This window comes from Novosphingobium anseongense (assembly GCF_037482895.1).
Classification (GTDB): domain Bacteria; phylum Pseudomonadota; class Alphaproteobacteria; order Sphingomonadales; family Sphingomonadaceae; genus Novosphingobium; species Novosphingobium anseongense.
In genome coordinates, this window is record NZ_JBBHJZ010000007.1 from 18,276 (window position 1) to 39,127 (window position 20,852).

The following is a 20,852-nucleotide window of genomic DNA, read 5'->3' on the forward strand; positions in this document are numbered from 1 at the left end:
CCGCCTCCGTCTGCCCTTGTTCAGCGCTCGATCAAGTCGGTAATCTTGTCGGCGAGCTCGGCCATCACAAAGGGCTTGGTCATGACTTCCATGCCGCGTGGCAAATGTCCGTCTCCCACCGCAGCGTTTTCCGCAAATCCGGTGATGAACAGAACCTTCAGGTCCGGGCGAACCTGGCGCGCCGCGTCCGCGACCTGCCGGCCGTTCATTCCGCCCGGCAGTCCGACATCGGTTATGAGCAGATCGATCTTGGCATCGGACTGCAGGATCTTGAGTCCTCCGGCACCGTCCGGCGCTTCGAGCGCCTGATAACCAGCCTCTTCGAGCACGTCGACCACGAGCATCCGCACGGTCGGCTCGTCGTCGATGACGAGCACGGTCTCGCCGGCGCCCACCGCTTCGATGTTCTTTGCTTCCTCGGCGTCTTCCACGATGGCGCCGGCATGGCGCGGCAGATAAAGGCACATCGTCGTCCCACTGCCCGGCTCGGTGTAGACGCGGATCTGGCCGCCCGATTGACGCATGAAACCGTGGATCATCGAGAGACCAAGCCCCGTTCCCTGGCCCAGCGGCTTGGTCGTGAAGAACGGATCAAATATCCGGCCGACAATTTCCTTGGCTATTCCGCTGCCACTGTCGGTCACGCAGATCGAGACATATTGACCAGGGCTGAGGTCTCGCTCGCGCGCGCCACGATCGTCAAGCCACTTGTTGGCGGTCTCGATCGTGATCCTGCCGCCTGCGGGCATCGCATCGCGCGCGTTGATCGCGAGATTGAGGAGAGCGCTCTCGAGCTGCGCGGCATCGACCCTTGTCGGCCACAGCCCCGGCGCGCCAACGACCTCGACTGCGATCGCAGGGCCGACCGTGCGGCCGATGAGGTCCTCCATTCCGTGGACGAGGCGGTTGACGTCGATCGGCTTGGGATCGAGCGTCTGTCGCCGCGAAAACGCCAGTAGCCGCTGTGTCAGCGAGGCGGCCCGGTTGGCTGACTCATGCGCGGCCTTCAAATATCGTTCGAGCCCGTCGGTGCGACCCTGTGTCAGGCGGCGGTCGATCAGTTCGAGACTGCCGCTGATGCCGGCGAGCAGATTGTTGAAGTCGTGCGCGATGCCGCCGGTCAGCTGGCCGACCGCTTCCATTTTCTGTGCTTGGCGAAGCGCTTCCTCGACTTGCTCGCGCTCGGCGATCTGCTGCGCAACGCGCCTTTCGAGATCGTCGTTCAGGTTCCGCAGGATTGCCTCGTCGCGCTTGCGCTCGGTCACGTCGATCGCCGTCCCCATCACGCGCACGCACAGACCATCTGCCTCGAAAAGGCCGCGCCCTTTGGCCGCGATCCAACGGATCCGGCCATCCTCCTTCCCGATCGTGCGATACTCGATATCGTAAACCGCGCGCTCGTCGGGATCGCAGGCGGCCGTGAAGGCCTGGATCGTGGCTTCCCGGTCGTCGGGATGAAGGCCCGCATAGAAGTCCGCCATCGTCACTTCGACCTGCGGCGATATGCCGAACATGCCTTTCACGAGCGGAGGCCAGATGAGGATGTCGTGCACGACGTCGACATCCCAGAAGCCCACTTCTGCTGCCTCGGTCGCCAGGCGCAGACGTTCTTCATTGATGGCGAGCTCGGCGCGGGTCCGCTGACGCTCGGTGACGTCGAGCATCGCGCCGATCATCCGCACCGCCTCGCCCGAACGCGCGCGGATGATATGTCCTCGGTCGAGAATGTTCGCGTAGCTGCCGTCGGCCCGCACAAAGCGATACTCTTCGGTCCAACTATCCGCCGTGCCCCCGATCGCATCGTGAATGCTGTGATTGACCCGGTCGCGGTCGCGAGGGTGGATCTGGGCGATCCACCACGCACCGGTTGGTGCTACATCCTCGAGGCGATGGCCGTGCGCCGTCTCGAGCGCTTCGTTCCAGATCACATGATCGGTCACGAGATCCCAATCCCAGATCGCATCGTTCGTCGCACGATTGGCGAGACGCAGGCGCTCTTCGACTTCTCCGAGCGCTTTTTCGGCATCCGAGCGCTGACGCACTTCCGATCGAAGCTGCGCGGCGCCGGCTTGTTGGGAGGCCAGCGCCTTGCGTAGCTCCAGCTGGGTCATGACCTGGCGAGCGAGCACCTCGAGGACCAGGCGCTGATGGGGCGTTATGCCTTGAGGCCGGGGCGCGCGGTCGAGCACGCACAGTGTTCCGATCGGCAGGCCATGCGCGCTGCGAAGGATAGCGCCCGCGTAGAAGCGCAGCCCATTCTCGCCTGTTACAAGCGGATTGCGGTCGAAGCGCGAATCCTCGCGTGTGTCGGGAACCACGAGGAAGTCGTCGAGGGCAATGGCGTGGGCACAGATCGACACGTCGAGCGGAAGCTCGCGCTGACCAATTCCGACCTCGGCCTTGAACCACTGACGATCGTCTGTGACCATGTTGACGACCGCGATCGGCGCGCCGAACGTGTCGGCCGCCAACCGAACGATGTCGTCGAACTCGGGCTCTTGCGGCGTGTCGAGGATCCCATAGCCGGCGAGGGCCGCCGCTCGGTCGCTCCGCGGTTTGCCTTGCGAAGGTACTGTGCCGGGGGCGTCATTGGATTTCATGAGCGCGAACTAGCATTGCCGCGGTCTGGCCGCATCCATCATTTGTGCTGCCCCCGCGTGGTCCGATCTTGCGTAGCCTCGCGCCTAGCTACCGAACTCTTCGCTTTGGGTGAGGCCATGGAGGAGCTCGAAAAGGGTGTCGGACGACATGCGCGAGGGATCGAAACCGGTTTCCCGGCCCAGATCGCCATAACGCGCTTCGTCGTCTTTGCGGACGCCAACAAATGCCATGGACCATTCGTCGAAGCTGCGCGCTGGGACGGGCTTGAAATCGAGCAAAGAGACGTCGCCGTGCCGAGCATCACGCTGAATCCGTTCAAAAGTCGCCTCGACGGCTTCACGCGGACCTTCGAGGATCTGTCCAAAGCAACCGCTGTTGAACATCAGGGCGCCGGTCACGCCGACACGCGTGTTGTTGCGACGGCTGGCTTCGAGGATCTCGCGGATCGCTGCGGCCGGATCGGTCGCGATGCGGTTGCGGCTGTAATAGACCAGGCGGTAGGGCTGAGTGCTCATGTTCCGTGAACTCGATCTTCTATCCGCGCGAGACTAGCCCTGGCGGCAGCGTCATCCATCGGCCTGCCTGTCAGATATCCTTGGACGTAGTCGCAGCCATGGCTGCGCACCTCTTCGAGCTGGCCTTGGGTCTCAACGCCTTCAGCGGTGATCTTGATCCCGAGGCTCGAGCCCAGCGCGGCGATGGTGCGCACAATCGCCCGGGCTTCGGCATCATGTTCGAGCTCGCGGACGAAGGACTGATCGATCTTGATTTTGTCAAAGGGAAATTTGCGCAGATAGCTGAGCGAGGAATAGCCGGTCCCGAAGTCATCCATCGAGACCTTGACGCCCAGGCTACGCAGGCTTTTCAACGTGGCAATCACCGCCTCGGTGTCTTCCAGTAGCGCCCCTTCGGTAATCTCGAGCTCGAGCCTTTCGGGCGGCAGGCCTGCGTGCGCCAGAGCCGCGACTACGTTTTGCGTCAGTCCGCGGTTGCGGAATTGGACGGGTGACAGATTGACGGCAACCACCGCGGGGTGCGACCAATGCGCGGCGGCCTGGCACGCGCTTCGCAGGACCCATTCGCCAATGGGCAAGATGAGGCCGGTTTCTTCCGCGATCGGTATGAAGTCGGCCGGGGACACGAAACTCCCGTCGGCCTGTCGCCAGCGCAGCAGGGCTTCGAAACCCCCGATCGTCCCGGACTCGAGGTGGATCTGGGGCTGATAGGCGAGCTCGAACTGCTTGAGCGCAAGCGCGCGGCGCAGGTCCAGCTCCAGGCGCCGACGTACTTCCATTCGCTCGGCGAGAACCGGCTCGTAGAAGCGGACCCCGACGCCGTCGCTGCGGGCTTGCGCAAGCGCGAGATCGGCCCGCTTGATGTAATCTTCCGGCGTAGCAATCTCGCGGCAGGCCATGGCGACCCCGACGTGGGCCACCACGTTGAGCATCTGTCCTTCGACGGCGTAGGTGCGGCTCAGAAGATCGACGATACGGTCGGCGAGGGCTGTCGTTTCTCCGGCATCCATCGCTCTGGCCTTGAGGAGCAAGAACTCGCCGTCGCCGACGCGCGCGGCAAGGTCGCAGCTATCGGCAAGGCTCGTCAGTCGCTCGGCTACGCGTCGCAGCAGGGCGTCGCCGATCTCATGGCCGAGCGCATCCTTGACGTGCCGAAAGCGATCGAGGCCGACCGCGAACAGGACGGGATCGCACGCGGCCCCGATGGCGGCGGTCAGGGTGCTGCTGAGGCAGGCGCGATTGGCGAGCAGCGTCACGGGGTCGGTGGTTTCGGCCTGTGCCAGAGCCATCCTTACGTCCTGGAAGACGATGGACCACCCCCCGCTGGGAACCGGGCGAGCCGCGGCCCAGACCGACCGTCCATCGGTGAAGCGCAGGCTCGTGTCGCAGCCCGTCCCCTTCGGACCGGCCAGGTCGATCATACCCGACACGACCCGGGTCTGCAGCAGCGTGGATAGCGCCACGCCGGGATGGGCCTCGCACGCGAACAGGTCGCGCGATTGCATATTGGCAAACCGCACGATCCCATCCTCATCGACGAGCAGCACCGCGCTCGAAAGGTAGTTGAGGGCTTCACGCTCGCTCACCGAGCTGTGGCTAGATCTCTTGTCGGGCGCGCGTTCGATTTCAAAGGGCATGAGTGCCGAATGCCTGAAATCCAAGAATAAAACGTGAAAAGCCGCCAATTCACGTGCGGATGCACCGCCCTCGTTCGTCCGACTGAGTTCCGGGATCCGCTGTGGAGCCTGGCTTTTGCCAGGCACCCTGGGAACGCGGGGGTCCACCATCGGTTAGCCCTTACCGGCCGTAACGGAAGCGAGACCGGATCGAGCCATTTTCCCGCGTATCGACCGCCGTCGTGCAGGATTTCTGAAGATCGTTTGCCTGGGCAAACGATCGCATCTTCGAGGGAGAGAGACTTGGTTCAAATCGCGAGCTGGATCGCGCCGATTGCGACCATGATCGCCGCGATGATGACGGCAGCGAACCTGGGAGCTCGGGTCACCGGGTGGGGCTTCGTCGTCTTCACCCTTGGTTCGATTGGATGGTCGATCATCGGCATCACCTCGGATCAAGCCAATCTGGTCGCGACCAACGGCTTTCTGACCCTCGTCAACGTTGTAGGAATCTGGCGCTGGCTGGGGCGTCAGCGCGCCTATGAGGACGGCGCCGCTTCGGCGACGGCCGCGAGCCGTCGGGCAAGGAGCACGACCTTGCTCACCGCCACGGGGTTTGCCGGCATGCCGGTGTACGACTGTCGCGGTGAAGCCGTTGGGAGGACGGTCGAAGCTTTGATAGCCTGTGCGAGCGGCGAGGTCGCCTATGTCGTCGTCGCGTCGGGCGGCGTGGCCGGTATCGCTGAAAGCTTGCGCGCCGTGGCGATCGAAGACCTGCGCCTGGGATGCGAGCGTCTCGATCTCGCGATCGCGGCCGAGGCATTCACCCGGCTTCCAGAACTCACTGCTGGAGACTGGCCGGCCGAGGTCCCGCCATCGCGCCTGGTGCTCGCATGACCGAGTTCAACCTCGGCGCTGTCGCATTCGGTATCTTAGAAGAACTGACGAAGCGCACGGTTGTCTACCTCTGTGACGACGAGCAGCAGGCCCAGGCGCTCGCCGCAATTCTGGAATCTCTTGCCACCGATGCACCGGTGATATTTCTGCCTTCCAGCGATGCACTTCCCGGCGATGTCGCGCCTGCTTCGCCAGGCAACATCGGTCGCAGGACCGCGGCTCTTCGCAGGCTGCGACGACATGTGGCCAAGCGGCCCGAGAGCCCGATCGCCTGTATCCTCAGCGGCGAGGCAGCAGCTCAGCGCTATCCGCACCCATCGGACTATGACCGCGCTCCGCCAGTAATCGCGGTCGGCGATGAAATCGCGGCGGAGACCTTTGCTGCGATGCTCGAGCAAATCGGCTATTTCGCCGACGACCGCGTCGATGAACCGGGCGAAGTCGCGGTTCGCGGCGACGTCATCGACATCTTTCCCGCCGACACCGACTATCCCGCAAGGCTGGAGATAGCCCAAGGCCGGATCGCCGCGATCCGATCCTATGACCCGCTGAGCCAGCGTAGTCTCGACGATCGCAAGTCGCTGGAAATCGGCCGTGCGGCCGAGCCCGTCGCCAGCGCCCATACGAGCGTCCTCGCCCATCTCCCGCTCGGCGCCATCGGCATGGCCGCGCAGGCCGAGGTGCGCCGTCGCCGCTTCATTGCCCTTGCAAAGGACACAGCACGTCGCGGCGAGAACGTTGCAGAGGCGACCGACGACGAGGCCTGGCAGGCAGCGCTGGCGGGCTGGGCCGCTATCGACCCGCCGCTCTGCGAGGTACGTGCCGTGCCCCGGTTCGTCGAACGACAGGCGCCGCTATCGGCTTGCGCAAAATTCCTGGCACCCCTGCTCGCAGAAGGCCGCAAGCTGCTGCTGGTCGGTAGCTCGAGGGATCTGCGCTTCGTGCGCCCGCGCCTGGAAAAACGTCTCGGCTTGCGTTTCGGGGCCTGTAGTGGCTGGCGAGGCGTCACCGCTCTGCATGAAGGCTCAGCGGCATGGCTGGAGGTTCCGATCGAGCGGGGCTTTGTCGACGACACGACGATCGTCCTTGCCGCAGGGGATCTGCTCGGCAGCCGCGCGATCGTTGGCGCGGCTCCCCAGCCGGCCTCGCAGACTTCGGCGCTGGGCGCAGAAGCGATGCGTATCGGCGACGTCGTCGTGCACGAGGATCACGGGGTCGCCTCTATCGCCGGACTCGAGGCTGCCCCTGGTTCGAGCGAGGACGAGATGATCGTGCTCACCCATGCCGGCGGAAACCGCCGCATGATCGCTCTTCACGAAGCAAGCCGGCTCTGGCGCTACGGTGCCGATCCCGAGGCGGTCACGCTCGACCGGCTCGACGGACGCACCTGGCAGGCCCGTCGTGCGGTGATCGACGAGGCCATCGCAGAAAGCGCGCAGGCTCTGCGGTCGCTGGCCGAACAACGCTCTCGTCTTGTCGCGCCGATTCTCGATCCCGACCCAGCCGCCTACGAGCGTTTTGTCGCAGGCTTCCCCTTCAATGAAACAGCCGATCAGGCGCGCGCGATCGCGGCGGTTCGCGACGATCTAGCCACGGGCAAGCCGATGGACCGCCTCGTTATCGGCGATGTCGGCTACGGCAAGACAGAAGTGGCCCTGCGGGCAGCTGCTCTTGCGGCGCTCGCTGGTTATCAGGTCATCGTCGCGGCTCCTACGACCGTTCTCGTGCGGCAACATGTCGAGACCTTCGAACGCCGCTTCGCCGAAACCGGCATCCTTGTCGCGGGCCTGTCGCGGCTCACGAGCGCCGCCGAGAAGAAGACGGTAAAGGCCGGCCTCGCCGATGGATCGATCGGCATCGTTATCGGCACCGGTGCCGTCATGGCGAAGTCGGTTTCCTACGCGCGTCTGGGACTGGTGATCATCGACGAGGAGCAGCGTTTCGGCGCCGCGGACAAGGGACGCCTGCGCGGTGACGGCTCCATCCATATGCTGACCTTGAGCGCAACGCCGATCCCGCGGACCCTGCAGATGGCGCTCGTCGGTCTTCAAACCATGTCGGCGATTACCACGCCGCCAGCGCAACGCCAGCCCATCCGCACGAGTGTTGATCGCTTTGACGAGACGCGCGTCCGTACGGCGCTCCAGCGGGAGAAGGCGAGAGGCGGTCAAAGCTTTGTCGTCGTTCCGCGCATCGATGACATGGCAAAGCTCGGCAATCGCCTGCGTCGCCTGGTGCCCGATCTCGAGGTTGTCGAGGCGCACGGCAAGTTGCCTGCCACCGAGGTGGATGCCGTCATGGTCGATTTCGCCGATGGTGTCGGCGACATCCTGCTGGCGACCAACATCATCGAGGCCGGACTCGATATCCCGCGTGCCAACACGATGATCGTCTGGCGCGCAGACCGGTTCGGTCTCTCGCAACTGCACCAGCTGCGCGGCCGGGTGGGACGCGGCAATCGCCGAGGACAGGTCTACCTCTTGAGCGATGACGAAGGCGACCTCGCCGATCGCACGCTCAAACGGCTGCGGACGCTGGCGACGTTCGACCAGCTCGGCGCAGGCTTTCTGATCAGCGCGCAGGATCTCGATATGCGCGGCGGCGGTGACCTCGTCGGCGAGAGCCAGGCAGGACACATGAAACTGATCGGTGTCGATCTCTACCAGCACCTCCTGGAGAATGCGTTGCGCAGGACGCGGGGTGAGGCGGTCGAGGACTGGGAGCCCGAAATGCGGATCGGATCGACAGGCTCGCTTCCGGAAAGCTGGATTCCCGAACCCGATCTGCGCCTAGGGCTCTACGGCCGGCTCGCTCGGCTCGTCGAGGCTGGCGCCATCGATTCTTTCGAGGACGAGCTCGTCGATCGTTTCGGCCCACTTCCCGGCCCGGCCGAGCAGCTCCTGATGCGCGCCCGTCTTGTCGTCCTGGCACGCGCGGCGGGGGTTGCGCGAATTGACGCGGGACCTGCCGCAATCGCCCTGACACTGCGTGCCAAAGCCACGTCGGACCCCGGGAAAATCGGTCTCGTCGAGCAGAAGGGGCGTTGGCTTCTCAAGGGGAGGCTCGAAGAGGCGGATCGCATGGGGCGCATAGCTGAGATGCTTGAGCAGTTGATCGGATAAGGGGCCGATCGGCCATACAGCGCCGAGCGGGCGGGCCGTGCGTGGGGAGGGGTAACGGATTGCCGTCGTTCGCGGAAAATCCATCGCGGCGCGGAACCAAATTCGGGAAAACGGACTAGGCATGTTCATGCAACGCTATTTTCTCCACCTCCACAACGACATCAACGCGCCCGACGAGGAAGGCCAGGAGTTTCCCGACGATCGTGCCGCGCTCGAATGCGCTCTCGCAAGCGCGCGCGACGTCGCCAGCTCGGCGGTCCGCACCGGTTCCCTCAACCTCAACCATTTCATCATCTGTGTCGCAGATGACGGACGCGAGGTAGGCATCGTCCGTTTTGGGGACGCGGTTCGCGTTGTCGCCATATCTGCAGGATGAGGGGCGCTCCGAGGCTATCGTCGAACCGCATGCAAGGCGCAGACGAGCCGAGCTGCTTCACTCCAGCGGTGCTTGGGCGGCGTTCAGCGATCGTGCGACGAACGCGCAACCGAGCCGCAGGCCAATCGGGTCGACGATATGACCCACGTTCGCCGAGACATGCGTCTCGACCTCGACACCAACGTGCTTGAGCGCCCGCTCGGCGTCGTGAAGCGCGGCAACCGGGACGACAGGATCGCGCGCGCCATGCACAAGCAGCACCGGCGGTCTCGACGCGATCTCGTGCTGCAATTGCAGCGAACCTGGCAGCATTCCAGAATATCCGACGATTGCGGCAAACGCGCTCTTGCGCCGCAAGCCGACGTGCAAGGCCATCATGGCCCCCTGGCTGAATCCGACGCAGGCAAGATCGGCATCTGCGAGCCCATACTGGTCGAGCTTCCGGTCGATGAAGCTGTCGATCGACGGCGCGGCGGACGCCGCACCTCGAGCAAGGGCTTGGGGCGAAATGTCGGACAGCGGCCACCATTGATAGCCTGCCGATATGCCACATCGCTGCGGGGCATGCGGTGCGAGGAAAAGCGCGTCCGGCATGCTCTGCTGCCATGCCGGCGCGAGCGCGATCATATCGTGGCCGCTGGATCCAAATCCATGCAGCAGAAGCACGATATGTCTGGGTTTTCCGCCGGACCAAGGCTGCAGGCTTGCACCATTGACGATCTTCAAGCGTCAGTCCTCACGCTGCGCGCAATAGGCGCTCGCCCTTTGGTGGCCGGGTAACGCATCTTCGCATCCCGGCGGACCGGTGCTGCAACGCAGGGGCGTGCGATCCGGTCGCCCATTGCTACATCGCGTGAGACATCGCCTTGGCCGACTGGATGGACAGGCGTTTATCCCATCGCTCACGACGCAACACCCAAGGCATAGCGGCGACAATGTTCGAGATAACCCGCTTCGTGGGTCGCCGTCAGATCGACGACGCTGTTCCAAAGCCACGATGGCGCCTCGATTTCGCTTGCCGAACGGGCCACAAGTTCGCGCCGCCAGGCGCGCCGTTCGCCCGCGCTCATTTGCCGGGCATGGGCTACCCCCACGACGTATGCGAGGTAGCGCGCGGCCTTGGTCGCTTCCGAGCGTGAAAATTGATCGATTTCCAGCTTCAGATCCTGTGGCATGAGCTCGCGCAAGACCATGGGCTTGCCCAGGAGTTGAACTGGGACCATGCGCTCCCCGAGATTGGGAGCGAGCGCCCGTGCCCCGGCTACGACCCGCTCTGCATTGCCGGCAGGCATGATGGCCGAGCCGGCTGCGGGAGCGACCGGATCGACCGCCTCCTTAAGATCGATGAGCGCGTATTGCGCGGGATCCTTCTTCGAGCCTCCGATGCCAACGAGCACCGCGAAGCGCAGGCTGCCCAGCGAGCTACATCCTTTCATCCAGTAGGCGGCATCGATCAGGCGGACGCGATCTATAGCTTCACGGCCGTGGAGCGAGAGTATCGCTGCCTGAACCGTCTCCTGCCCGAAAAGCGCGCCGAGCTCGTCGCGTTCGGCCGCGTCGAGCGCCCAGAACTTCTTGCCCAGGGGCAGCCGAGGTTCGATATCGACAAGCCGTTCTGCCGCAAGGTGGCGCCAGCGTCGTCCCAGGGCGCGCCGCCGAACGGCACGCACCGTGTTCGGCTCAGGCGTATCGTCCTCATCGCCGAGGGCAAGTGCATGGTCGTAGCCTTCGACCATCTGCTCGATCATCCGCGCGGTCGTCACGCCGGGCAGATCCGACCCGCGCGCGGCGCTGGCCAGCGAAAGCCCGAGCCGGATCAGGTCATGGACGGGATTGCCGACGACGGTCTGGTCGAGATCGCGGATTTGGACTTCCACCCTGCCTTGCGCATCGGCCACTGGCCCGAGATTTCCCAAGTGGCAGTCGCCGCAGATCCAGACGGGTGGACCAACGGGAAGCTCAGCTGCCGAGCGCGAGCCGGCAAGCCATTCGTAGAACTTGATCGTGTTTCCCCGCACGTAGGCGTGGGTCGATCGCGCCATCTTGAGCGATTTCATGCGCTCCAGAGTTGCTGCGCGGTCTTCCATGATTTGCGGCATGATCGTCCTATTTGTTGCTGCTTTGTGACAACGCGCGATCGGACGGGACAGCCACGCGTCACCGAAAATATCCAGTAAGACGGCGCTAGAAGCCGGGGCGCTGACGCCAGCAAGCGCGTAGCGATCGATGGTCTGGGTTACCGGTATTCGACGAGTCGTTCGTGTCGCCAAGTTCTCCGGGTCTATCCGAGCAGCGCAGCGAACCATACGGAATAGGGCGAGTTGCAAGCCATATGACGATTGTAGTCGGGCGCCCCATCGCGCCACCAGACTGGTCCGCGCTCGCCAAGAGCGCGTTTGGCCTTGTCGACTTCGGCACGTGCGGCCACTTCGCCTGCCTCGTCACGCTTGCCCCGCGCCTCACCGACGGCGCGACGCGCCTGCATGAGGCGCTTGACGAGTTGCTCGCGCTCGTCGGCTGGCAGCGCGGGATCGGACATGCGCCACAGGCGTCCGCGTATGACAAAGTAGCGGCCATCGGGCGTAATGGGATGATCGCCCGCGCGTGTCATGTCAGCCATGCACGCCCGCCATCGATCTCGCGCGATCCATGACGGCTTCCCAGCGGCCGCGTTCGGCGCGCGCATCGGGCAAGGCGCGGTGCGCAGGAATTGCCTCACCAAGCCGGACTTCGCGAATGAGCGCTGTCACGCTCTCGCGCAGTGAGCTGGCCGGAACAGATCGACCAAGCACCATTGCAGCCGCCTCGGCAATCGCGGCATCGGTGCCGCGAAGCCGCAGCGCATGCCGTGGCAAGCCTGCTGCCCGTAAGAGGGCAGAGAGCCATTTTCCGTCCCAGCTCGGCGCGCTGGCGAGCAGGTCGTGCCCCTCGAGGGCATCGACCATGCGGCGGGCGATCACGTCGTGTCGCTCGCCTTCGCGCGCGAGCATCGCGCGGCTGATACCATGAATGGACTCAGCGACAGGGCTCCAGTCGGTCCAGTTTGGCGCAGGCCGGATGAGATGGGTTTCCGATCGACCGTCCTCGAAGACCCAGGCCACCTCGATAGGATGACTGCGATCGGCGAGCGAGGAGGCTTCGAAGTCGAGGAAGACGCGCATGAACTTGGAACGCTGCGCGCGCGCCAAGGCTGCGACAGCGAGACGCCTCGGTTCGGCGAACACGCGAAGGGCCGCCCCTGGCTGGGAGCGGCCCTTCCATTGTCGTGCTTCACGCGAAAGCTCAGACGAGCAGGCTTCCCGCGGGGGAAGTCGTGCCCAGCGGTTCCGCCGCATGGCGCATGGGACAACGAGACATCAGACCACCTCCTTTCCGTTGTTGAACGATACCGACGATATGGGATCACGGTTTGGGCATTCAACTGGACAAGGCATTGCGAACAAAGACAATTTGTACGCGCGCAAGACGTCTCTGCTTTCGGGCTATCGGCGTGGCGGTTGAGCGCCTTCGGGCGACCCCTCCCTACTCATCCGCTGGATCCGTGCCGGTGAACTTTTTCAGCGGCTTGAGTAGCCACAAGGTGAGCACGGTCGTGGCGCTGAGCATGATTGCGACATCGAAGGATTGAACACCCGCGGCTACGCCGATTGCCCCCGTGACCCAAAGGCTCGCCGCAGTCGCCGTGCCTCGGACCGAATCCTTGAGACGCAGGATCGCACCACCGCCAATAAAACCCATGCCGGTGATCAGCCCTTCGATGATGCGAGCCATGGCCTCGGCGTCGTCCTTTGTCAGCCGTTCGGTCGCCTGGATAAGCCCGCAGGTTGCAAGGGCGACCAGCGGGAAGGTGCGGATACCTGCGCTGCGTTCCTCTCTTTCTCGATTCCAGCCGATCGGGAGCGCCAGCACGTAGGCCGCGGCGAGAGGAAGACAGTGCTGCGTGAAGTCGAGGTTCATGGCGATGAGAACTCGTCACGGCCGCCTTGGCTCCGCTCTAGCGCCGGAGCGGGAAGCGCGAACATTGCTCTCGGCGGGTTGGTGAGGCTGGATCCCATCGACTTGGGTCAGACCGATCCGAATGCCGGCGCGTGGTCATTGGCTTGCCCGGCTCCATGGCGCTTCCAAACCGCGCCATTGGCCGACTGCGCGTGAACATCTCGCGCCAGCACGCGTTGCAGTCAGGCAGTGAGCCGCGAGGCGAACCTTGCGGGGAGGAATCCATGATCACCGTCCACCACCTCGAAAACTCTCGTTCACAGCGGGTCCTGTGGCTCCTGGAGGAGCTCGGAGAACCCTATGAGGTCGTGCGATACGAACGCGATCCCAAGACCATGTTGGCGCCCGAGACCCTCAAGGCCGTGCATCCCCTTGGTAAGTCCCCCGTGATCACCGACGATGGCGACGGCGCGCGGGTTACCGTGGCCGAGACGGGCGCGATCATCGAGTATCTTACCCAGAGCGCAGGAGGCAGGCTCGGCGCGCCGATGGCCGACCAGCCGGAAAGTCCGGCTAGTCGCGAGGCCCTGCGTCGATACCGCTTCTTCCTGCACTATGCTGAAGGCTCGTTGATGCCGCCGCTTCTGATCAAATTGGTTCTCGGCAAGATCCCCTTGATCGGAAAACAGGCGCAAGCTCGAATCCAGCCGATGATCGACGTTCATCTCGACTACGTCGAAAGCGAGCTGGCTTCCCGAGCATGGTTTGCAGGCGATGAATTCTCCGCTGCCGATGTGATCATGAGCTTTCCGCTTGAGGCAGCGGCGGAGCGGGCTGGTCTCGAAGAAACGCGGCCCGCGACTGCAGCCTGGCTCGAAAGGATTCACGCTCGTCCGGCCTATCGCGCAGCGCTCGCGAGCGGCGGACCTTACGCCTACGCATAACGGCTGCTCCATCCCCGCCTTTCGACCTCAACGCGCTGCGAGGTCGGAGCCGCTATGCGGCAATCAAACTACCAAGAACCGGACCACGAGGCGATACTGGGACGCGGCACCAGGCGCGAGCCGGTTCTAAGACATGCCGCTCGTCGAAGGCGGAATTGCAAGGGCGGGGCCTATGCAGGGGCAAGGTGGCGGCATCGTTGGGTCGAGTGCGAAAGGACCGGTCTCGTCTTCGCGTTCGATGGATCCAGCTCGAAACGCCCGACCGATCCGGGAATGAAATGACCCCCGCCGAAGCGGAGGCCAATTTCGTCAGGCGTCGGTGCCTGGCTTGTCGTTCTTCGGCGGCTTGCCGTCCTCGACACGGCCCTCATTGCGCAGATCGCGGCCTTCTTGGGCTTTCTTCTGACTTTCGGGCGACTTGCCGTGCTCGTTCAGCTCTTCCTTGATATAGCCAGCTGCTTCTTTGGCTTTGCCTTCGATGCTCATGCTCGTCTCCTGGATGAAGCCACGATTGAAGTGACACGAAGTTAAGCGCGCGAAGCGGAAAGAGGCTCCCGACCCTTTCGATGGTCCTGGAACCCGATCCTGACGATAGTGCTGCTCCGAGCCGACCTCCAGTACGAGAGCGGATCGCTGACAGCGGTATGGGCGAGGCGCGAAGATCGACGAAGCGCGTGCCGAGACCGACGGTTTGAACCCTGTCGAAAATGACCAACGATATGTCCGACACGAGGCCATTGCCGGCGTTGCACGCCACCAGACCTCGGAGACTGCTGCGGCCAGGTATACCGGCCCGCCGGGCCCTTCGGCTTCAGCGACGGTCGCGGAAGGCTCGGCCGAGCGGGGGCAGGGGGGCGAGCTTGCGTCCGAACTGGTCTTCCATCGGTTCGGTTTCCGAGCGCTCGCACTCCGCGATCGATGGATTATCGAGCATTCCAGCCAATAGTTCGGCGCAGATAACCTGATCGAACTCAACTCCCGCCTTCATCTGCGCTGTCCAGGCGACGCGGCCGCTGCGCGCGGCCCCGGCCAGATTGAGGAGGATGACGTTCTGACCAGGCCTAAACGTCCCTTGGCGCCCGAAGAGCTGACAGCCCTTACGCGACAGGTCGAGCAGCCAGACCTCCGGCATCGGACCATCGCCTGTACGGCATCGCGTGTTGAACATAAGGGCGAACCGATCGCTCAGCCGGCGCTCGTCGTCCTTGTCGTCGAGCGGGGTGGCGACCGCCTGCACATCTGTGGAACGTGCGCGCGTCATGATGCTGCGGGAACCGTCGCGGGGGCGGCATCAGGACCGGGCGGCGAACCGGCAAGGATTTCGATCGCGACGAGCGTCGCATTGTCGCTTCCGTCGCGCCGTAGCGCGCTGTCGAGCAGCGTGTCTGCAAGAAGGGTGAGCGAAGCGTCACTCCCGGCAGCCTCCTCGGTGTCGAGCGAGCGGGATATGCCATCCGAGCACAGCAGCAGGCGGTCGCCCACAGCGAGGTCGATGGTGACCTTGTCGGCCTTTACGTTCTGCGCAGCGCCGAGCGCGCGGGTTACGAGATGGGCGAAAGGATGCCGCGCGGCCTCGGCGAGCGTGATCTCGCCGGCATCAATCAGGTCTTGAACCACGCTGTGGTCGTGCGTGAGGCAGCGCGCCGATCCCCGGCGGATCAGATAGACGCGGCTGTCGCCGATCCAGAAGACCGTAAGACGTGTACCCTCGAGCCAGGCGGTAACGATCGTCGTGCCCGAGCGTGCCTCCTTGTCACCCAGGTCGCCGCGTATCTTGCGATTGGTCCGATCGAACGCGGCAAGGATCGCCTTCTCGGTGACCGGCTCGCCGTGATCGGTCGTGGCTGCGAGTTCGGCTATCGCCGCTTCCGCCGCTTCGCTGCCCCCGGCAAGCCCCCCCATGCCATCGGCGACGGCCCACAGCCCTTGGTCAGACCGCACGAGGAAACGATCCTCGTTGATCTCACGGACCTTGCCGACATGGCTGCGCGCCGCGACCCGCGGCGTGATCGCAATCGAGCGCGGCTCGCGGCTCCACCGCCGTAGCAGGTCGCGGCCGATCAAGACGAGGCCTGCCGGGCTGCGCCGTCGGCGGCATCGTAGGATTTCACGAAAGCGCTATCGAGCGAGCCCTGCAGCCCGGCGTCGAGCTGTGCGACGAGATCCTCGTGCCGCCGCGCGACCTCTTCGATCTGGAGCGCCGCGCGATTCTTGAGGAACGAGGTCTTCTCGGGAATGGCAGCGGCCAGTTCACTTGGCGAAAAAGTGTCGACGGCAGCTCGTAGCGCCCCCTTGAGACCGGCGAAGCTTGCGATGAGATGTCGCTTGATGTCGCGAAACGAAGATTGCACCGCGGCCGGACCGCTCAGGAAGCTCGACGGGCCCGAGAGCAGCAGGTCGAGCGCCAGGCGCTGGCTCGGCGCCCACTTGAAGGGATTGTTGCCCATGCCGCCGATCGTCGTGCGGCTCATGTCGTAGTGACCCCGCGCGCGGGCGCGCTCGACCATGAGGTCGCCGATCCCTAGCACCATCTGGCGGTAGATCGCCCCGGCGCGCTGCATGATCTCCTCGGGCTCCTCGCTCGAAAGCAGCGCGGAATCGAGGCCGGCGCCCTTGCAGAAAGCCTCGAGCAGCGAACCCCGGCGCAAGTCCATGAGCGAACCGGCATCTTCCCAATCGCTCGGCACTTCACTCGAGGTCCCAACCGGCGGGGTCAGGACCATGGTCAAGCTGGGGTTGATCTCCTGACGCTCGAACGGTGCGAGGCTGGCGACGAGACGGAAACCGCCAAGTTCGAGGCCGCAAGGCAGCGCCAGCATGGTTTCGGTCTCGTCAGGGAGGCGTTCCCCGCCCTCATCGTAAAAGACCCCGTTCGCGCCGATCGCGCGCACGGCGAGGCCTTCTGGCCTGGCGAACAGCTCGCAGTGCCAGCGCGAGAGCGCGCAGTCGGGATCGTCGATCGACCAGTTCGCGCGCGGATCGCGGCCTATCGTCATCGAACCTTCAGCAAAGAGCCGTGCGTCGATCACTTGCGCTGGGTTCGACGTGGCGAACAGCTGAAGTTTGTACATGACCGACATCACGCGGCGTCCCGCTGCGCGGGCGCGACGCGCGTCATCACGACGTCGGGCTCGACTGGCATTGTGCCGCTCGAAAGGCGCGGCTCGATCGCGGCCGCGGCGCCGTTGAAGGCGTCGAAGGCAACGGCGAACTCGTCGCGTCGCCTGTGCGAAATGCGCAGCGCGAAACCGCAGTCTGCGGCCTCGTCGAGCGCCTTGGTGAGCCGCGCGAGGGGGCGGGCTACCATGGCGCCGCTGAGATAGCCGATGGTCGCGACGACACCGATGACGACGAGCGAGAGGAGGATCAGCATGTCGCGCGTGTCGGCAACGGCATGGTCGAGCGCCGCACGCTTGATGACGATGTCGACCGAGCCGAACCGCTTGCCGGCATATTGAACGGGACGCACGAAGCGCAATCCGGCACCATCGCCGCGGTCTGGAGCCTGCGTCACCCGCAGCGCCTGGTCCGGCCGAGGCGCTGCTATGGCTGCTTCGCCCAGGGCCGGCGCGAGTGGCTGTCCGACAAGTGCGGTCTCGCTCGCGGCGCGGATGACGCCCGCCGTGTCGGCGATCACCATCGAGCGGATCTCGGGATCCTTCGATGCGCTTGCCACATAGGCCTGGAGCGTCGTCCAGTCTTGCTCCTCGGGCGCGAGCCCCGCATTCTCCGCAAACATAACGCCGCTGCTCCGCGTCACGAAATCGGATATCGAGGCGCCCGAGACGATAGCGATCCGCTGAAGCGTCGCCTCCTGGCGCGCGAGAACGGAAAGGACGCTTCCTGCAAGAACCAGCGCGGTCACGCAGGCCGTCATCAGCAGGAGCTTGACGCGCAGGGGCAGGCCGCGCCGCGCCGGGGCCTGGTCTCCGTGTGCGGCAATCTCGCGCGCGATGGCCTCGTTGAGCACTTGCGCGCTCGCGAAACGGTGCTCGGGCTTCTTGGCGAGCAGCTTGTCGATGATGAAGGTCATGCCGCGCGGGCAGTCGGCTGCCGAGCGTTCGATCGGCTCGACCTGCTCCTGGGCGATCTTGATCGCAAGCGTTGCGAGCGTGGTACCGGGAAAAGCGACCTTGCCCGTCGTGAGCTCGTAGAGGACGACACCGAGCGAGAACAGGTCAGATCGGTGATCCACGGGATTGCCCAGGGCCTGTTCGGGGCTCATGTAGCGCGGCGTGCCCATGAGCTGGCCAAACTGCGTGCGGGCGAGGTCCTGATCGGCGCCGTCGCGTTCGATCCGCGCGACGCCGAAGTCGAGCAGCTTGGCCGTGCGGCCATCGCTGGTCAGGAGTATATTCGAGGGTTTGAGGTCGCGGTGGACGATGCCGGCGTCATGGGCATAGGCGAGCGCCGACGCCAGCTGCAGGCCCAGGCTCAGCACCCGCTCGTAGGGCAGCCGACCCTGTGCCTGAAGTGCGACGTCGAGCGGCTGCCCCTCGACGAGCTCCATTGCGATATAGGCGACCCCATCGACCGAGCCGACATCGTAGATCGTCGCGATGTTGGGATGGTTGAGCGCGCCGGCGGCGCGTGCTTCGCGCATGAAGCGCGCCGAGAGTTCGGCATCGCGCGCGAGTTCTTCCTTGAGGACCTTGAGCGCGACCGCGCGCCCGATGCTCTCGTCATGTCCGCGATAGACGTCGGCCATGGCGCCTTCGCCGATCTTGGCATCTATGCGGTAGCGACCCAGCATGATCATGGTGCAATTCCGTTGAGACGGGCGGGGAAGTGCGAGCGCGTCACTGGCTTGCGCGAACCGTGGCGTTGATCCGCCGCGCGCGGGCGAGATCGCGCGCGATCACCGCATTGCCTGGATCCAGCGAAGCAGCCCGTGACAGAAGACTGACGGCCCGGGCGGGATTGCCGTCGTTGAGCGCTGCAAGACCTGCCGCGCGCGCCTGGCGTGCGGCTGTCACGTTTACCGCGCCAGCTGGAGGCGCTGCCACTGCGGGGCGGGATGGCGTGGCCTTGGGTCTCGCCGGGGTCGCCTGTGGCTCGACGCGTCTGTCGGGCCGGCGCACGGGCTCGATCCGGGGAGGTTCTCCTGGGATACGAAGCGTCTGGCCCGCGCCGAGGACCGCTGCTCCCAGGATGCCATTATACCGTGCGAGCTGATGCGCTTTGAGGCGATTTCCGAGGAATCGCTGGGCGAGGCCACCGATCGTATCCCCGGCCTGGACCGTATAGGCATAGCTGTTGGGCCCGAGCAATTCCTTGGGATCGCGTTCGATCGAATCGCGCAGCACCATGAGATTGGCGTTTCCCGGATCCTTCTTCAGAGCCGCGGCGAGGCGTTTTTTGGCGGCGCGCTCGTCACCGCGCTCCAGGAGGCCTGCGATCGCCTCGACTTCCGTTGCCGGAACCGGCTGCGCGCGCGCCGTCGTCGAGCGGGGAGGCGATCCGTTGCCCGAGCAGGCCGCGGCCAGAAGCCCGAGCCCGATCGCTGCGCCAAAGCGCGCGGTCTGCGCGTAAGTGATCATGCCGAGAGTGCCTCCGAAATGGCCTGGTGCGCCTGGCGCGGGTCGACCGCGAGCTTGGCGGCAAGTCCCGCTGCATCGTCGAGGTAGGCCAGGAAATCAGCCGTCTCGAGCGGGGGGGAAAAGTAGAAGCCCTGGAAAAGGCCGCAGCCATGCGCGCGTAACCAGGCATATTCCTCGCGACGCTCGACGCCTTCGGCGAGGACGCGGATGCCAAGGCCACGCGCCAGGGCGATCACGCTCTGGCAGATTGCCTGGCTGTCACGGCGCTTATCGACCTCCGTGACGAATTCCCGGTCGATCTTGATCTTGTCGAAGGCGAGCTTGCGCAAAGTGCTGAGGCTCGAATAGCCCGTTCCGAAATCGTCGATGGCTATGGCGACGCCCATCGCCCTGATCTCTGAAAAGAGACGGGCGGCGCGTTCGCAGTCCCCCATCGCGACGCCCTCGGTCAGTTCGATCTCAAGCGCGCCGGGAGGCAAGGCGTGACGGTGAAGTGTGCGCTGCACGAGGACCGGGAAGTCGTCGCGTTCGAGTTGATGGCCCGATACGTTGACCGCGACGCACAGATCGCCGAAGCCGAGCCCCTGCCAGCGGCGTGCCTCGCGGATTGCCGAATTGAGTGACCAGAGCCCGAATTCATGGGCCAGACCGGCTGCTTCCATGATCGGCACGAAGACCGCCGGTGAAACCGCTCCGCGCCCCGGGTGCTGCCAGCGCAGGAGCGCTTCGGCGCCGCAGACGCGCGCCTTGGCTGCATCGACGAGCGGCTGATAGCAAAGGCGAAGCTCGTTGCGGTTCATGGCAAGCCGCAAATCCTGCTCGAATGCGAAATCGTCATGCGCGTCTCCCCCTTCCATGTCGGATTGGGGCGCCGTCATCGACGGACCGCCGCCGACTGTCAGGCGCGCGAGCGCGCGGGCCAGCGCAGTGCCTGGCTCCTCACTCCCGACCGATGCGATCTGGCTCGAGACCTTGGGGAGGATCGTGCGCTCGCCGATCCGCAGGGCTTCGCCCAGAGCATATTCGATCGCTTCCATCTCGCGCCCGGCCGCTTCCTCGGTCGCCGCGAAACCGAACCAGATCGCAAGGTCGGCCCGATCGACATGGGCGAGAAGCCGCTCTGACGGCAACATGCCACGCACCCGTGTCGCGACATTTTGCAGGAGCTGGTCACCGAGCGATGGATCGAAAGCGCACAGACGGTCGAAATCGAGGAAACGAATGATGCCGAGCACACCGCCGCCGTCCTCGCGCATCTTCTGCAGCAAAGGCTCGCGTGTCGGAATTCCGCTGGCGGCGTGACGC

General features: G+C 64.8%; 19 protein-coding genes. 4 read left to right on the top strand and 15 right to left on the bottom strand.

Going from position 1 to position 20,852, the window contains the following annotated elements:
- Positions 1-20: 20 nt before the first annotated feature.
- The 3 genes from WG901_RS21880 to WG901_RS21890 all read right to left on the bottom strand — a co-directional run bounded on the left by WG901_RS21880 (position 21) and on the right by WG901_RS21890 (position 4,753).
- A complete protein-coding gene (locus WG901_RS21880; RefSeq protein ID WP_339589259.1) occupies positions 21-2,600 on the bottom strand; it encodes a PAS domain-containing protein in 2,580 nt (859 codons plus the stop codon).
- Positions 2,601-2,684: 84 nt separating this feature from the next.
- Positions 2,685-3,116 carry a BLUF domain-containing protein gene (locus WG901_RS21885; RefSeq protein ID WP_339589260.1) on the bottom strand — a complete coding sequence of 144 codons (432 nt, stop codon included), beginning with the start codon at positions 3,114-3,116 and terminating at the stop codon, positions 2,685-2,687.
- A complete protein-coding gene (locus tag WG901_RS21890; RefSeq protein ID WP_339589261.1) occupies positions 3,113-4,753 on the bottom strand; it encodes a putative bifunctional diguanylate cyclase/phosphodiesterase in 1,641 nt (546 codons plus the stop codon). The genes WG901_RS21885 and WG901_RS21890 overlap by 4 nt, the downstream gene beginning before the upstream one ends.
- A gap of 321 nt (positions 4,754-5,074) precedes the next feature.
- Between WG901_RS21890 and WG901_RS21895 the strand changes: the two genes are divergently transcribed.
- The 3 genes from WG901_RS21895 to WG901_RS21905 all read left to right on the top strand — a co-directional run bounded on the left by WG901_RS21895 (position 5,075) and on the right by WG901_RS21905 (position 9,127).
- On the top strand, positions 5,075-5,629 hold the full coding sequence (locus WG901_RS21895; RefSeq protein ID WP_339589343.1) for a PRC-barrel domain-containing protein: 555 nt from the start codon (positions 5,075-5,077) through the stop codon (positions 5,627-5,629).
- The gene (locus WG901_RS21900) at positions 5,626-8,751 is read left to right on the top strand and encodes a helicase-related protein (protein ID WP_339589262.1); all 3,126 of its coding nucleotides are present in this window, start codon (positions 5,626-5,628) and stop codon (positions 8,749-8,751) included. The genes WG901_RS21895 and WG901_RS21900 overlap by 4 nt, the downstream gene beginning before the upstream one ends.
- A gap of 127 nt (positions 8,752-8,878) precedes the next feature.
- Positions 8,879-9,127, top strand: a complete 249-nt coding sequence (locus WG901_RS21905; RefSeq protein ID WP_339589263.1) for a DUF6894 family protein — start codon at positions 8,879-8,881, stop codon at positions 9,125-9,127.
- Between the two features lie 57 nt (positions 9,128-9,184).
- Here the strand turns inward: WG901_RS21905 and WG901_RS21910 are convergent, their stop codons facing one another.
- The 5 genes from WG901_RS21910 to WG901_RS21930 form a co-directional block, all read right to left on the bottom strand.
- The gene (locus WG901_RS21910) at positions 9,185-9,853 is read right to left on the bottom strand and encodes an alpha/beta hydrolase (RefSeq protein WP_339589264.1); all 669 of its coding nucleotides are present in this window, start codon (positions 9,851-9,853) and stop codon (positions 9,185-9,187) included.
- Between the two features lie 176 nt (positions 9,854-10,029).
- Entirely contained in the window at positions 10,030-11,226 is a 1,197-nt protein-coding gene (locus WG901_RS21915; RefSeq protein WP_339589265.1) for a DUF2252 family protein, read from the bottom strand.
- Between the two features lie 182 nt (positions 11,227-11,408).
- The gene (locus tag WG901_RS21920) at positions 11,409-11,738 is read right to left on the bottom strand and encodes a hypothetical protein (RefSeq protein WP_339589266.1); all 330 of its coding nucleotides are present in this window, start codon (positions 11,736-11,738) and stop codon (positions 11,409-11,411) included.
- 1 nt (position 11,739) lies between these two features.
- Positions 11,740-12,315 (bottom strand): 3'-5' exonuclease, encoded by a 576-nt coding sequence (locus tag WG901_RS21925; protein ID WP_339589267.1) that lies wholly within the window; start codon positions 12,313-12,315, stop codon positions 11,740-11,742.
- A 334-nt stretch (positions 12,316-12,649) separates the two neighbouring features.
- Positions 12,650-13,084 carry an MgtC/SapB family protein gene (locus WG901_RS21930; protein ID WP_339589268.1) on the bottom strand — a complete coding sequence of 145 codons (435 nt, stop codon included), beginning with the start codon at positions 13,082-13,084 and terminating at the stop codon, positions 12,650-12,652.
- Between the two features lie 263 nt (positions 13,085-13,347).
- Between WG901_RS21930 and WG901_RS21935 the strand changes: the two genes are divergently transcribed.
- The gene (locus tag WG901_RS21935; RefSeq protein ID WP_339589269.1) at positions 13,348-14,007 is read left to right on the top strand and encodes a glutathione S-transferase family protein; all 660 of its coding nucleotides are present in this window, start codon (positions 13,348-13,350) and stop codon (positions 14,005-14,007) included.
- Positions 14,008-14,316: 309 nt separating this feature from the next.
- Here the strand turns inward: WG901_RS21935 and WG901_RS21940 are convergent, their stop codons facing one another.
- The 7 genes from WG901_RS21940 to WG901_RS21970 form a co-directional block, all read right to left on the bottom strand.
- Positions 14,317-14,493: a hypothetical protein gene (locus WG901_RS21940; protein WP_339589270.1), complete on the bottom strand. Its 177-nt coding sequence runs from the start codon at positions 14,491-14,493 to the stop codon at positions 14,317-14,319.
- A 325-nt stretch (positions 14,494-14,818) separates the two neighbouring features.
- Positions 14,819-15,268, bottom strand: coding sequence for a PilZ domain-containing protein (locus tag WG901_RS21945; protein ID WP_339589271.1), 450 nt, complete (start codon positions 15,266-15,268; stop codon positions 14,819-14,821).
- Positions 15,265-16,071: a PP2C family protein-serine/threonine phosphatase gene (locus tag WG901_RS21950; protein ID WP_339589272.1), complete on the bottom strand. Its 807-nt coding sequence runs from the start codon at positions 16,069-16,071 to the stop codon at positions 15,265-15,267. The genes WG901_RS21945 and WG901_RS21950 overlap by 4 nt, the downstream gene beginning before the upstream one ends.
- Positions 16,068-17,078, bottom strand: coding sequence for a type VI secretion system-associated FHA domain protein (locus WG901_RS21955; RefSeq protein ID WP_339589273.1), 1,011 nt, complete (start codon positions 17,076-17,078; stop codon positions 16,068-16,070). Before WG901_RS21955 ends, WG901_RS21950 begins: the two co-directional genes overlap by 4 nt.
- 8 nt (positions 17,079-17,086) lie before the next feature.
- Positions 17,087-18,766 (bottom strand): serine/threonine-protein kinase, encoded by a 1,680-nt coding sequence (locus tag WG901_RS21960; protein ID WP_339589274.1) that lies wholly within the window; start codon positions 18,764-18,766, stop codon positions 17,087-17,089.
- 40 nt (positions 18,767-18,806) lie between these two features.
- Positions 18,807-19,547 carry a LysM peptidoglycan-binding domain-containing protein gene (locus tag WG901_RS21965; RefSeq protein WP_339589275.1) on the bottom strand — a complete coding sequence of 247 codons (741 nt, stop codon included), beginning with the start codon at positions 19,545-19,547 and terminating at the stop codon, positions 18,807-18,809.
- Positions 19,544-20,815, bottom strand: coding sequence for a putative bifunctional diguanylate cyclase/phosphodiesterase (locus WG901_RS21970; RefSeq protein WP_339589276.1), 1,272 nt, complete (start codon positions 20,813-20,815; stop codon positions 19,544-19,546). Before WG901_RS21970 ends, WG901_RS21965 begins: the two co-directional genes overlap by 4 nt.
- Between the last annotated feature and the right edge of the window lie 37 nt (positions 20,816-20,852).

Coding starts and splice junctions, on each gene's coding strand:
- WG901_RS21880 (WP_339589259.1), bottom strand. CDS start 2,600: ATGAAATCCAATGACGCCCCCGGCACAGTACCTTCGCAAGGCAAACCG.
- WG901_RS21885 (WP_339589260.1), bottom strand. CDS start 3,116: ATGAGCACTCAGCCCTACCGCCTGGTCTATTACAGCCGCAACCGCATC.
- WG901_RS21890 (WP_339589261.1), bottom strand. CDS start 4,753: ATGCCCTTTGAAATCGAACGCGCGCCCGACAAGAGATCTAGCCACAGC.
- WG901_RS21895 (WP_339589343.1), top strand. CDS start 5,075: ATGATCGCCGCGATGATGACGGCAGCGAACCTGGGAGCTCGGGTCACC.
- WG901_RS21900 (WP_339589262.1), top strand. CDS start 5,626: ATGACCGAGTTCAACCTCGGCGCTGTCGCATTCGGTATCTTAGAAGAA.
- WG901_RS21905 (WP_339589263.1), top strand. CDS start 8,879: ATGCAACGCTATTTTCTCCACCTCCACAACGACATCAACGCGCCCGAC.
- WG901_RS21915 (WP_339589265.1), bottom strand. CDS start 11,226: ATGCCGCAAATCATGGAAGACCGCGCAGCAACTCTGGAGCGCATGAAA.
- WG901_RS21920 (WP_339589266.1), bottom strand. CDS start 11,738: ATGACACGCGCGGGCGATCATCCCATTACGCCCGATGGCCGCTACTTT.
- WG901_RS21930 (WP_339589268.1), bottom strand. CDS start 13,084: ATGAACCTCGACTTCACGCAGCACTGTCTTCCTCTCGCCGCGGCCTAC.
- WG901_RS21935 (WP_339589269.1), top strand. CDS start 13,348: ATGATCACCGTCCACCACCTCGAAAACTCTCGTTCACAGCGGGTCCTG.
- WG901_RS21940 (WP_339589270.1), bottom strand. CDS start 14,493: ATGAGCATCGAAGGCAAAGCCAAAGAAGCAGCTGGCTATATCAAGGAA.
- WG901_RS21945 (WP_339589271.1), bottom strand. CDS start 15,268: ATGACGCGCGCACGTTCCACAGATGTGCAGGCGGTCGCCACCCCGCTC.
- WG901_RS21955 (WP_339589273.1), bottom strand. CDS start 17,078: ATGTACAAACTTCAGCTGTTCGCCACGTCGAACCCAGCGCAAGTGATC.
- WG901_RS21960 (WP_339589274.1), bottom strand. CDS start 18,766: ATGATCATGCTGGGTCGCTACCGCATAGATGCCAAGATCGGCGAAGGC.
- WG901_RS21965 (WP_339589275.1), bottom strand. CDS start 19,547: ATGATCACTTACGCGCAGACCGCGCGCTTTGGCGCAGCGATCGGGCTC.